The organism is Pseudomonas allii (assembly GCF_055380095.1).
Map to the genome: position 1 here is coordinate 5,030,866 of NZ_AP039450.1, position 12,529 is coordinate 5,043,394.

12 protein-coding genes are annotated in these 12,529 nt (G+C 60.7%); 1 reads left to right on the top strand and 11 read right to left on the bottom strand.

Features of this window, described 5'->3' with window-relative positions:
• Positions 1–30: 30 nt before the first annotated feature.
• Both ACZ445_RS22915 and ACZ445_RS22920 read right to left on the bottom strand, forming a co-directional pair.
• A complete protein-coding gene (locus tag ACZ445_RS22915; RefSeq protein WP_058427411.1) occupies positions 31–2,178 on the bottom strand; it encodes a 3-hydroxyacyl-CoA dehydrogenase NAD-binding domain-containing protein in 2,148 nt (715 codons plus the stop codon).
• Positions 2,179–2,194: 16 nt separating this feature from the next.
• Positions 2,195–3,400: an acetyl-CoA C-acetyltransferase gene (locus ACZ445_RS22920; protein ID WP_464707617.1), complete on the bottom strand. Its 1,206-nt coding sequence runs from the start codon at positions 3,398–3,400 to the stop codon at positions 2,195–2,197.
• A 647-nt stretch (positions 3,401–4,047) separates the two neighbouring features.
• On the opposite strand from ACZ445_RS22920, the gene ACZ445_RS22925 reads away from it, so the two are divergent.
• The gene (locus tag ACZ445_RS22925; protein WP_464707618.1) at positions 4,048–4,854 is read left to right on the top strand and encodes a c-type cytochrome; all 807 of its coding nucleotides are present in this window, start codon (positions 4,048–4,050) and stop codon (positions 4,852–4,854) included.
• A gap of 110 nt (positions 4,855–4,964) precedes the next feature.
• Here ACZ445_RS22925 and ACZ445_RS22930 read toward each other — a convergent pair whose 3' ends face one another.
• From ACZ445_RS22930 to ACZ445_RS22970, 9 genes are all read right to left on the bottom strand, one after another.
• Complete coding sequence (locus tag ACZ445_RS22930) at positions 4,965–5,768, bottom strand: transglutaminase family protein (RefSeq protein WP_058427413.1); 804 nt, start codon at positions 5,766–5,768, stop codon at positions 4,965–4,967.
• Positions 5,765–6,715: an alpha-E domain-containing protein gene (locus ACZ445_RS22935; RefSeq protein ID WP_058427414.1), complete on the bottom strand. Its 951-nt coding sequence runs from the start codon at positions 6,713–6,715 to the stop codon at positions 5,765–5,767. Before ACZ445_RS22935 ends, ACZ445_RS22930 begins: the two co-directional genes overlap by 4 nt.
• Before the next feature lie 4 nt (positions 6,716–6,719).
• Positions 6,720–8,129 (bottom strand): circularly permuted type 2 ATP-grasp protein, encoded by a 1,410-nt coding sequence (locus tag ACZ445_RS22940; RefSeq protein WP_058427415.1) that lies wholly within the window; start codon positions 8,127–8,129, stop codon positions 6,720–6,722.
• 401 nt (positions 8,130–8,530) lie between these two features.
• Positions 8,531–8,872 carry a ribonuclease E inhibitor RraB gene (locus ACZ445_RS22945; RefSeq protein WP_058427416.1) on the bottom strand — a complete coding sequence of 114 codons (342 nt, stop codon included), beginning with the start codon at positions 8,870–8,872 and terminating at the stop codon, positions 8,531–8,533.
• Positions 8,873–9,084: 212 nt separating this feature from the next.
• Entirely contained in the window at positions 9,085–9,321 is a 237-nt protein-coding gene (locus ACZ445_RS22950) for a hypothetical protein (protein WP_058427417.1), read from the bottom strand.
• A 103-nt stretch (positions 9,322–9,424) separates the two neighbouring features.
• Entirely contained in the window at positions 9,425–10,030 is a 606-nt protein-coding gene (locus tag ACZ445_RS22955; RefSeq protein ID WP_058427418.1) for an START domain-containing protein, read from the bottom strand.
• Positions 10,031–10,071: 41 nt separating this feature from the next.
• On the bottom strand, positions 10,072–10,326 hold the full coding sequence (locus tag ACZ445_RS22960; protein WP_071491547.1) for a YkgJ family cysteine cluster protein: 255 nt from the start codon (positions 10,324–10,326) through the stop codon (positions 10,072–10,074).
• A 162-nt stretch (positions 10,327–10,488) separates the two neighbouring features.
• Positions 10,489–10,974: a hypothetical protein gene (locus ACZ445_RS22965; RefSeq protein WP_058427420.1), complete on the bottom strand. Its 486-nt coding sequence runs from the start codon at positions 10,972–10,974 to the stop codon at positions 10,489–10,491.
• 104 nt (positions 10,975–11,078) lie between these two features.
• Positions 11,079–12,518 carry an aminotransferase-like domain-containing protein gene (locus ACZ445_RS22970; RefSeq protein WP_058427421.1) on the bottom strand — a complete coding sequence of 480 codons (1,440 nt, stop codon included), beginning with the start codon at positions 12,516–12,518 and terminating at the stop codon, positions 11,079–11,081.
• Positions 12,519–12,529 lie beyond the last annotated feature (11 nt).

Below are 12,529 nucleotides of genomic sequence, written 5' to 3' on the forward strand. Positions count from 1 at the left end.
AAACACCCCTTCAAGGCAAGCCCCCCGGCCTCACTGGAACACTTCACCCCGCGCCGCTTTTTCCAGCAACAACCCCGGCGGCGTGAAACGTTCGCCATACTGTTCAGCCAAGTAGCGAGCGCGGGCGATAAAGTCGTTCAACCCATATTGGTTGATGAACTGCAACGCGCCGCCGCTCCAGGCCGCAAAACCAATGCCAAAAACAGACCCCACGTTCGCGTCCGCCGTGGACATCAGTACCCCTTCCTCCACACAGCGCACCGTCTCGATGGCTTGGATAAACAGCAGGCGGTCGCGTACATCCTGCGACGAGATGCGTTGACCGGGCCGTTCAAAGCGGCTTTTCAACTCCGGCCACAGGTACTTTTGCCCGCCGCTGGGATATTCATAGAAACCGCCTCCCGCCGCCTTGCCCACACGCTTGTATTCGTTGACCAACAAATCGATCACCGCCGTCGCCGGATGCGCAGACAGCGCCTTGCCTTCCGCCTGCAGATCCTTGGCCGTCTGCTGTCGGATATGGCTCATCAGGCTGAGGGACACTTCGTCAGACACCGCCAGCGGCCCCACCGGCATGCCGGCCTTGCGGGCTTCGGTCTCGATCATCGGCGCGGCCACGCCTTCGCCGAGCATGGCGATGCCTTCGTTGGTAAAGGTGCCGAACACGCGTGATGTGAAGAAGCCACGACTGTCGTTGACCACGATCGGGGTTTTCTTGATTTGCAGGACAAAATCGAAACCCCGGGCCAGGGTTTCGTCGCTGGTGCGCGCGCCCTTGATGATTTCCACCAGCGGCATCTTGTCCACCGGGCTGAAGAAGTGCAGGCCGATGAACTTGGCTTGATCCGGCACTGCCGTGGCCAGGCCGCTGATGGGCAAGGTGGAGGTATTGGAGGCGATCACAGCGTCGGCGCCGACCACGCTTTGCGCAGCGGCCGAGACCTTGGCCTTGAGTTCGCGGTCTTCGAACACCGCCTCGATGATCAGGTCGCAGCCTGCCAGATCAGTATCAGAGGCCGTAGGAAGAATCCGCGCCAAGACGGTTTCCCGCTGCTCGGCGGTCAATTGCCCACGGCTGACCTTCTTGTCCAGCAGCGCAACTGAATGCGCCTTGCCCTTCTCGGCGGCTGCCAGGTTGATGTCCTTGAGCACAACCTCGATGCCTGCGCTGGCGCTGACATAGGCAATGCCCGCCCCCATCATCCCCGCGCCCAGCACGCCGACTTTACGCGTGATATACGGCGCAACCCCTTGCGGCCGCGAGCTGCCGGCGTTGATCTCGTTAAGTTGGAACCAGAAGGTGCCGATCATGTTTTTTGCCACCTGCCCCGTCACCAACTCGGTGAAGTAACGGGTTTCGATCAGGTGTGCGGTGTCGAAGTCCACCTGGGCGCCTTCAACGGCCGCACAGAGAATTTTCTCCGGGGCAGGGAAACAGCCGTTGGTTTTACTGCGCAAAATCGACGGCGCAATGGCCAGCATCTGCGCCACTTTTGGATTAGACGGTGTACCGCCCGGAATCTGGTAGGCCTTGTTATCCCACGGTTGCCTGGCGTCCGGATTGGCCAGGATCCAGGCGCGGGACTTGGCCAGCAACTCATCGCGATCCGCCGCCAGCTCGTTGATCAAGCCGGCTTGCAGCACCTGTTGCGGCCGCACTTTCTTGCCTTCGAGCAAATACGGCAAGGCCTTTTCCAGCCCCAGCATACGCACCATGCGCACCACCCCACCGCCACCCGGCAGCAGGCCCAGGGTGACTTCCGGCAAGCCCAACTGCACCGACTTGTCGTCCAGCGCAACACGGTAATGGCACGCCAGGCAGATCTCCCAACCGCCCCCGAGTGCCGCACCGTTGATAGCGGCCACCACGGGCTTACCGAGGGTTTCCAGGCGCCGCAGTTGCGCCTTCAACACCCGCACACCGTCGTAGAAATCCTTGGCGTGGGCCTTGTCGACCTTGATCAGTTCATTGAGGTCGCCACCCGCGAAAAACGTTTTCTTCGCCGAGGTGATGATGACGCCGGCGATACTGTCCCTTTCCGCCTCCAGGCGCTCGACCGTGGCCGCCATGGCTGCGCGGTACACAGCGTTCATGGTGTTGGCACTCTGGCCGGGCATGTCGAGGGTCAGCACCACGATGCCGTCCTGGCCGGTTTCGTAACGAATGGCTTGGGTCATGACAAGTTCCTTGGGCTCAGAGGCGTTCGATAATGGTGGCGATGCCCATGCCACCGCCGACACACAGGGTGGCCAGGCCATAGCGCTGCTGGCGTACTTCCAGTTCGTCGAGCAGGGTGCCGAGGATCGCGCAGCCGGTCGCCCCCAGCGGGTGGCCCATGGCAATCGAGCCGCCGTTGACGTTCACGCGTGCGGCGTCGATGCCCATGTCCTTTATGAACTTGAGCACCACCGAGGCAAACGCTTCGTTGACCTCGAACAGGTCGATGTCTTCAACGCGCAGTCCGGCCTTGGCCAGGGCCTTGCGCGTGGCGGGCGCAGGGCCGGTGAGCATGATGGTCGGGTCCGTGCTGGTGACCGCTGTGGCGACGATACGCGCCCGGGGTTGCAGCCCCAGCTCGCGCCCCTTGGCTTCGGAGCCGATCAACATCAGCGCGGCCCCATCGACGATGCCGGAACTGTTGCCGGGGGTGTGTACGTGATGGATGCGTTCTACGTGGCTGTAGACACGCAACGCGGTGGCATCGAAGCCCATCTGCCCGATCATTTCGAAACTCGGCTTGAGCTTGCCGAGGCCTTCAAGGGTGGAGTCGCCGCGAATGAATTCGTCATGGTCCAGCAGCACGATGCCATTCTGGTCCTGCACCGCGATCAGCGACTTGTTGAAGGAACCCTTCGCACGCGCCCTCGCCGCTTTCTGCTGGGAATGCAGGGCAAAGGCGTCGACGTCCTCGCGGGTGAAACCTTCCAGGGTGGCGATCAGGTCCGCGCCAATGCCCTGTGGGGTGAAGTGACTGTGCATATTGGTCTGCGGGTCGAGCACCCAGGCGCCACCGTCACTGCCCATGGGCACGCGGGACATGGACTCGACACCGCCGACCACCACCAGGTCCTCGAAGCCGGAGCGGACTTTCATCGCCCCCAGGTTGACCGCTTCCAGGCCCGACGCGCAGAAGCGGTTGACCTGGACCCCGGCGACACTGATGTCCCAGTCCGCCACCAGCGCGGCGGTCTTGGCGATGTCGGCGCCCTGGTCGCCTACCGGGGTCACGCAGCCGAGCACGATGTCGTCCACCTGGTGGGTGTCTAAGTCACTGCGCCGGGCCAGCGCCATGAGCAGGCCGGCCACCAGGTTCACCGGCTTGACGCTGTGCAGGGCACCGTCCGCCTTGCCTTTGCCACGGGGGGTGCGTATCGCATCAAAGATCAACGCTTGGGTCATGACGTCCTCGAACCAGTGTGCATGTATGCCCCTACCTTAGGCCCGATTGACACGGTTTCAATGACGGATGCGCTCATTGCTTTTGACCCCCTCGCTCGGACGAACGGTAGGCACCTAAGCTAATCACCTGATTAATCGTTTTAGCTGTCTAGCCAAGGCATTGGCGCCAAGATGGCGATATGCCTCATGCCTTTTTAAGCTGAAATTCTGATTAGTTGATATGAAATGAGTCTAAGCCGTGAAGAACGAGGGCTCTAAGGTTGAATCAGTAAGAAGTTGCTGCCGGGTTTTGCTGGAGCAACTGTAAGAAAAGCGACACGTCATCTCGCCATACTGAAATAAGACCGGCACGCATTTGACGCTCAGGAATAACAACAAAAGGCAGTCAGCCATGTTCAAACATTCGAAAGTACGTCAGGCGGGACTCATTCTGTTCGCCACCACACTGATTCTGATCTTGCCCAATTTAACCAAGGTTATTGGGTGACCCCTCCACGCCCACATTCCGTGCATTCACAGCACCGGGTCTGCAGCTTTTGGCAGCGCCTGCCAGGACATTGCGCATAGCGGTCCGGCAGGGGCTGTCTTTTTGCGCGCCGATTTCCGGTATCGTTAGCTTGAACAGCCCTTTGATTCGAGCCTGCGCCTTGAAAGCCATCCTTGCCCTCCTCGCCTTGTTCATCGGCCTCCCCGTCTCGGCCGCGCAATTGACCATCGAACTCGACCATTCCCGCAAGACCTGGCAGACCGCCGACTTGCTCAAGCACCCGCAAGCGCAGACGGTGCAGATCGTCGATGACGTTTCCTACAAGCGCAGCATGAGTTATCGCGCAGTGCCGCTGTCCGTACTCCTAACGGGTTTGAAACCTGAGAGCCATCTGCAAGCGGTTGCCCTGGATGGATTCGCCGCCGAACTCACCGCCGCGCCGTTGCTGGAACAACAGGGTGCACGTGCTTGGCTGGCGGTGGAGGATCCTGCTCAACCCTGGCCGGCACTGGCGGAGGGAAAACCCAGTGCCGGGCCGTTCTACCTGGTATGGACCGACCCGCAAGCCGGGGCTATCAGCCCTGAGCAGTGGCCTTTCCAGATTTCCGCGATCAAGCAGTTGAAGACGGTGGCGGAGCGCTTTCCGGCGTTGTTGCCGGATCCGAAGCTGGCGGCCAACGACCCGATCAACCAGGGTTTTGCCCTGTTCCAGAAAAACTGCCTGGCCTGCCACCGCCTCAATGGCTCCGGAGACGCCCAGGTGGGACCGGACTTGAATATCCCCTACAACCCCACCGAGTATTTTGGCGGTGATTTCCTCAAGCGCTATATCCGCGACCCGCAGAGTTTGCGGCATTGGCCACAGGCGAAGATGCCGGCGTTTGCGGCCAGTGTGTTGCCGGACGGTGAACTGGATTTATTGGTGGGGTATTTGAAGCATATGGCCGGGCGCAAACAGCAACCTTAAACATCCGGTGGTGAACGCGTTGTGGTGAGCGGGCTTGCCCCGCTCACCACAACAAATCTGCTCACCACAACAAGTCCGCCAGCCACAACACCCCGCTCGCCGCAACCGAATCATTGCTGCTGGACGGAAATCACCGGCGTCGGCGCCACGAACACCTTCGCATGCATCTGCTCATGCCCCCCGCCCCGGCGCATGCCGCGCACCGGGCAAGCATCGAGGTAATCCAGCCCCACCGCCAGCTTCAAGTGCCGCTCCGGACGTGAGAGCTGGTTGGTCACGTCAAAGCTGTACCAGCCGTCATCCAGCCAGGCTTCGGCCCAGGCGTGGCTAGCCAGGTGCGTGCTGTCCTCGGTATACAAATACCCCGACACATACCTCGCAGGAATGCCCAGGCTGCGTGCACAGGCCAGGAACGCGTGGGTGTGGTCCTGACACACGCCCGCACGGCCGGCGAAGGCCTGGGCGGCGCAGGTGTCGACCTCGGTCGCGCCGGGCGTGTAGACCATCGCCTGGTTAAGCGCGTGCATCAGGTCGACCAACGCCGTGCGGTCGCGCCGTTGATGGCAGTGCTGTTGGGCAAAACCGCGCAGGGCTTCATCAGGTTCGGTCAGGCGCGTGCAACGCAGGAACGGGAACGCCGATTGGCTTTCGTGCTCGGCCTCGCGCAACTCATCGATGTCCACCTGGCCACGCGCGCCAATGATGATGGCGTCGTGGGGCTCGTCCAAGGTCAGCACATGCAGGATGTTGCCGAACGGGTCCACCTGGGCGCGCACCGGGCGTGGCAGGTCGAGCTGCCAGCTGAGCACGTGCTGACGCTCACTGTCATGGGGCGTGAGGCGCAGGTATTGGATGCTCGCGCGCACCTGGTCTTCATAGTGGTAGGTGGTTTCGTGGCTGATGGAGAGTCTCATGCCGCCTCCAGGTAGGAACTGTAGATGGCGTCGCCCAACTGGCGGACCAAGGGGATAAAGTCGGTCAGCCAGGCGTGCAGGCCTTCCTCGAGGATTTCATCGATGGCGGTAAAGCGCAGGCGCGCGTCCATCTCGGCGGCCAGGCGCTGGGCCGGGCGGCCGTTGATGCCAGGCAGACTGGCGAGGATCTGGTCGATCTCTTCGCTGCAGGCCCGCAGTGAGCGTGGCACATCGGCGCGCAACAGCAGCAATTCGGCGACTTGCCGCGCGCCGGGCGCATCGCGATAAATCTCGGTGTAGGCCTCGAACGACGACAAGGCGCGCAGCAAGGCGCTCCATTGATAGTAGGCGTGGGCCGTGCCATCGGTGACAGCCTCGGCGCGGTCACCGGCCATCTCATAGCGGGCGTCCAGCAGGCGCAGCGTGTTGTCGGCCCGTTCGATAAAGGTGCCCAGGCGAATAAATCGGAAAGCATCGTTGCGCATGATGGTGCCGTAAGTGGCACCACGGAACAGATGGGAGCGCTCCTTGACCCACTCACAGAACCGGCTCATACCATAACGGCTGAGGCCCTGCTGGGCGATATCACGAATATCCAGCCAGGTGGCGTTGATGTTTTCCCACATATCCGCGGTAATTCGTCCACGCACCGCATGGGCGCTGGCCCGCGCGGCGCCGAGACAACTGTAGATGCTGGCCGGGTTGGCCGCGTCCAGCGCAAAAAAGTGCAACAGGCGTTCGGCGTGCAGCTCGCCGTGACGTTCGTGGTAATCGTCCAGGGTGCCGGTAATCAACAGCGGCATGGCCAGTTCATGCAGGCCGTCGCCGCGCCCATCCTGGGGCATCAATGACAGCGAGTAGCTGACGTCGAGCATGCGTGCGAGGTTTTCCGCACGCTCCAGGTAGCGCGACATCCAGTACAGATCCGAGGCAGTTCTACTCAACATGGCATCAGTCCTCGACCACCCAAGTGTCTTTGGTGCCGCCGCCCTGGGACGAGTTGACCACCAGCGAGCCTTCGCGCAAGGCCACGCGGGTCAGGCCGCCAGGGACTACACGGGTCTCCTTGCCGGACAACACAAACGGGCGCAGGTCGATATGGCGCGGCGCAATGCCGTTTTCGACAAAGGTCGGGCAGGTGGACAAACACAGGGTCGGCTGGGCGATATAGGCGTGGGGCTTGGCCTTGATCCGCGCTCGGAAGGCGTCGATTTCCGCCGTCGTGGACGCCGGGCCTACCAACATGCCGTAACCGCCGGAACCCTGGGTTTCCTTCACCACCAGGTCGGGCAGGTTGGCGAGTACGTGGGATAGCTCGTCCGGTTTACGACACTGGAAGGTCGGAACATTCTTCAGGATCGGTTCTTCATCCAGGTAAAAACGGATCATCTCGGTGACGAAGGGATACACCGACTTGTCATCCGCCACCCCGGTGCCGATGGCATTGGCCAGCACCACATTGCCGCAGCGATAAGCCGCGAGCAGGCCGGGCACGCCGAGCATGGAGTCCGGGTTGAAAGCCAGGGGGTCGAGGAAGGCGTCATCCAGCCGCCGGTAGATCACGTCCACGGCTTTGGGGCCATCGGTGGTGCGCATAAAGACGCGGTCGTCGCGCACGAACAGATCGGCGCCTTCCACCAGTTCCACGCCCATCTCGCGGGCAAGGAACGCATGTTCGAAGAACGCGCTGTTGAAGCGACCTGGGGTCAGCACGACCACACTGGGGTTATCCAAGGGGCTTGAGCTTTTCAGGGTGTCGAGCAGCAGGTTGGGATAGTGATCGATGGGCGCGATGCGCTGGGCAGCGAACAGTTCCGGGAATAGCCGCATCATCATCTTGCGGTCTTCGAGCATATAGCTGACGCCGCTGGGCGTACGCAGGTTGTCTTCGAGCACGTAGTACGTGCCGTCGCCATCGCGTACGAGGTCGACGCCGGAGATGTGGGAATACAGGTCACGGTGCAGGTCCAGGCCCTGCATCGCCAACTGGTATTGCTCGTTGGCCAGCACCTGTTCTGCAGGAATGATCCCGGCCTTGATGATGCGCTGCTCGTGATACAGGTCGGCGAGAAACATGTTCAGCGCCTTGACCCGCTGGATGCAGCCGCGCTCGACAATCCGCCATTCGCTGGCGGGAATGCTGCGGGGGATGGTGTCGAAGGGAATCAAGCGTTCGGTGCCCTGCTCGTCCCCGTACAGGGTAAAAGTGATCCCGGCGCGGTGAAACAGCAAATCGGCTTCGCGCCGGCGTTGAGCCAGCAGTTCAGGCGGGGTTTCGGCCAGCCAGCGGGCGAACTCGCGGTAATGCGGTCGGACCTGGCCTGCCCCATCGTACATTTCATCGTAATAAGTGCGGATCATGCCGAACTCCTTGTCACCCGGGCGCAAGAACCATCGCAAGGCCCGTGCCAGCGGCATAAACACTTGAAAATCAGTGAGTTGAATTAACCACGCAATCTACTCGCACCGTCCTGGTGCGCAGAATGCCCGGTGCATCGCCCGACGCTTCATCACAATGCGGGCTTTGACTATCAACAGCATAGTCAGAGTTGATTTCACTGCCCGGCGCAGGCTGCTGATAATCGGCCCCATCTGCTGAACTGCCTTCAGCGCTCCGCTCTTCCCTTTAGGCCACCCTCATGGGTGGCCTTTTTTTTGGTGCGTAAAAATAGCGCGCAAGTTCCGAGTTATTTTCCCACCGCACAAACAAAATCGGCCGACCCAAAGGTCAGCCGATACGCTGTGTTGCTCATAAACTGCCGCTACATGGGTAACCCACGCACCTCCTGCTTCACGCCCCATCCTTCGATGATCCCGCCCAGCGGCTCGACCACCGCCCCGAAGTCTTGCTCGAAGTCTCCTATGCCGTCGTAGGTCGCAAACATGACTTTGCTCAGTTCCAGGTACCAGGCGCCATCGTCGCGCGCACTCACCTGGGCATTCAGGGATTCCCCGCGAAACTCACCCGCAGCCCTGCGCGCCCGTTCCTCATCCGGAAAAATGGCGTAGAACTCGATGGGGTGAAAACGCGAGAAGTCGAAACCGCCTTCTTTCATGCGGCGCAGAACGTTGGTGCTGATGTCTTCTTGATAGGCTGTGCTCATGAAAAGTGCTCCTCAAATTGATGGATAGACTTTCCGTGCTTCCCGAAGCCCACGCCGCAATGGCGTGGGGACTACGGCAACAACATCACCGCTGGAAAACAAGCATGTAGCTGACAAGACCAGAACTAGCGATTCATTCGCTGATCTCGTTTGCAGAGTAGCGCGAAGCTATCACCTCCACCAGAGGCGCTTGGATGGACTACAGGGAATGTTCAGGCGGCGGGAGAGATGTCGAGGATCTGGATGCTGTTCTGGTCTTTGAGGATCTTGACCGTCGGCTCGGGCTTGCGGCCCTCCAGGTCATTGAGGTCCAGTTCGGCGGCGACGGGCACCAGCTTGTTGCGAATCATGTGCGCAGCGTCTTCGAGGCTGGGCTTGTGTTCGCAGGTGAACTGCTCCACGGACTGCACGCCGTGATCATCAACGAAGGTAATTTGCCACGTTTGCATCGGTGCCTCCTCGATAAAACCCATGTGTGGGCTTACACATATCTGGACCTTGAGCGCTGGACAAACGTTCCACTCAAGGCCGGAGGCACCGGATCAGCTGCAGTTATTTTTCCGCGTGTTGCTTCAAGGCTTTCAAGGTGTTGAACGGAGCGTCCACCACGAACTTGTTGGCCAGCCATGAGGGCACGCTGCCGCCTGGCTCGGTATGCACCTGGTAGGTGACTTCGGTCTGGTTGTCGCCTTTGGGCACCAGTTTCCAGAAGCCGTCGACCTGGGCGACGCGCACGTAGCCTTTTTCTTCAGGCTTGTAGGTGGGGACACCTTCGAGTTTACGAGTCAAGGTGCCGTCAGCGGCCTTGGTCGTGGTGATATGCAGGTAGGAATCGCGATCCGTCACGGGGAACGGCGCTTTGAATTGGGTGTAGGTCCAGCTCTCGTCGCCCTTCTTGTCGACCAGCTTCTGGGCCTTGCATTCGTGAATCCAGGCGCACGCACCGACTACGTCTTCCTGCAGCGCGACGATCTTCGCCACCGGCGCCTTGATCGTGGTCACCCCGCGATACGCCTTGTACTTGGAGCCGGCAATTTCGCTCAGGGACACCTTGATACCGTCTTCGTCCTTGGCGACTTGCCAATCCTCAGCCTGGGCAGTGGCAGCAAACAACACCGTAAAACCGCACAACACAGCCATTCGTTTCAGCGAACCCATTGTTGTATTCCTTATTGTTGAAGTTCCGATAGTAAAGCCCATCAAGCCGCCGTCATCTGCTCCCACCAGCCGATCAAGCGGATCGCATCGGCCTGGTCGGTGCCGCAGACCTCGAGATCTGCCTTGAAATCACTGCACACCGCCGGTCGCTCCGGCTGGCCGAACAGCAGGCATAGCTGTTCGACCGACAGGTGCAGGCAGCGTTCGCCCGCCGGTTTGCCCTGTGGCATGCCCGGTAATGGCGAACTGATGGAGGGGGCGATGCAGCAAGCGCCACAGCCTTCACGGCAATTCATGACCAGCAGGTCCTCGACGACTCAATGTGGATGGCGGGGCTAGAGTACGCCCTAAAACAGCCGTTTTAAAATGGGTTAACAGGGGTTTTTCGCAGAAAACAAAAGTGACTGGCCAGTCTGCGACAGATGGTCGAGGGCACGCGTCACGTTTGCGGGAAAAGTTTACTGCTTGAACTCGAACTCCAGCGCGGCGCCTTCCACTTCGCGTCGTTCTTCGTTGCGCAGTTGCAGCTTCATTTCGTTGCTGAGCAGGCGGCCGTTGATCTGGAAGGCGCTGTTGTCGGCGGGCTTCTCACCGAACATCGGCGGCAGCAAGGGCACACTTTTGGGTTTGGGCATGGTGCCGATAGGCTGCAAGTGCCTGACCATGTCCGACGGCAGGGACAGGTCCAACTGTGCCGGTGGCAATTGTGTCTGCGTCACTTCGCGGGATGCCTTGGACTTGCTGGCTGCACGTTTTTTGGCGGCAGCAGTTGGTTTTTTCACCGCTGGCGCTTTTTTTACAGGCGCCGGTTTTTTCGCGGGGGTCTTCTGCTCGTTACTGGCGGCGGGCTTGGTTTCGCTCACAGGCGCTGCCGCCAGCACTGTGCCGACATTGCACAGGCTTAACAGGCCAATTACCAGAACAGCGCGAAAAATACAGGTCATATTGCCTACAGCATTAACGGCAGAGGCCCATATGCTCGCTTGTTGTGCGTGGCATGACAAGCACGGTGATGAGCATGCTGTAGGATTTGTCCCGTTTCTGAGCGTCACAGCCCCGCTGCGGTTTCCTGGCACAACTGGTTAGCCAGCATCCCCAACGTCATCAGCGCCCGCTCTGCCTCGCGGTTCCACGGGGTGCCGCAGTTGAGGCGAATGCAGTGGTTGAACTGCTCCGTGTTACTGAAGATCAACCCCGGCGCAATGCTGATGCCCTGTTGCAGTGCACGCACGTGCAGTTCCTGGGTATTGACCCTTCCAGGCAAACTGACCCACAGGATGAAGCCGCCCGTCGGGCGAGTCATCTGGGTGCCTTCCGGGAAATACTGCTGCACGGCCAGTTGAAAGGCGCTGAGGTTCTTGCGGTACTCCTGGCGGATGTAACGCAGGTGCCGGTCGTAGCCGCCATTTTCCAGATAAGCCGCAACGCCCATTTGCGTGACACTGCACGCGGAGTGGGTGCTGAACATCTGCAGGCGCTGGATCTCCTGCTGGTACTTGCCGGCGATCATCCAGCCAATGCGCACACCGGGGGACAGCGTCTTGGAAAAGCTGGAGCAATAGATGACCCGATCCAGGCGGTCATAGGCTTTCAGCGCCTTGGTGCGGCCCAGTTCGAACATCAGCTCGCCGTAGATATCGTCTTCGACAATCTGGATATCGAAGTCCGAGGCCAGGCGCAGTAACTGTTTCTGCCGTTCCTCAGGCATGGTGCCGCCCAGCGGGTTGCTCAGGCGCGTGGTCAGCACCAGGGCCTTGATCGACCATTGGTTGGCCGCCAGCTGCAGGGCTTCCAGGCTCATGCCGGTGGACGGGTCGCTGGGAATCTCGATGACCTTGAGGCCCAACAGATCGGCGAGTTGCAGCAACCCGTAATAGGTCGGCGACTCAGCGGCGATCAGGTCGCCAGGCCGCGTCAGCACCCGCAACGACATCTGCAACGCATCGACACAACCGTGGGTGATCACCACTTCGGACGGGTCTACCACTACACCCGCATCGCGCATGCGGATCGCCACTTGACGGCGCAGCGGTTCGAAACCGGGGCTGAACATGTAGCTGAACGCACGCGGGCTCTGGAAGCGCGTGACCTTGGCCAATTGCTGGTGCAGGGCGCGTACTGGCAGGTAGTCCACGCTCGGCACCGCGGCGCCCAACGGAAACACACCCTCGCGGCGCGATTCGCCCAAGACCTGTTGAATGATACTGCTGCGGGTGACCAACCCTGGGCGCTCGACCCGTGCAATGTCCGGCGTCGGCGCCGTGAGTGCTGGCGTCTGGTGCACGTAATAGCCGGACTGTGGCCGCGCCCGGATCAGCCCCTGGTCTTCCAGGTTGGCGTAGGCCTGCAACACGGTGGCGTGGCTGACGTTCAGCTGTGAGCTCATCTTGCGCACCGAAGGCACGCGCTCGCCCGGCTGATAGACACCGCGCCGGATATCCTCAGCCAGTTGCTGGGCGATACGTTGGTAAAGCAACAGATTGGTCATGACGCAGCACT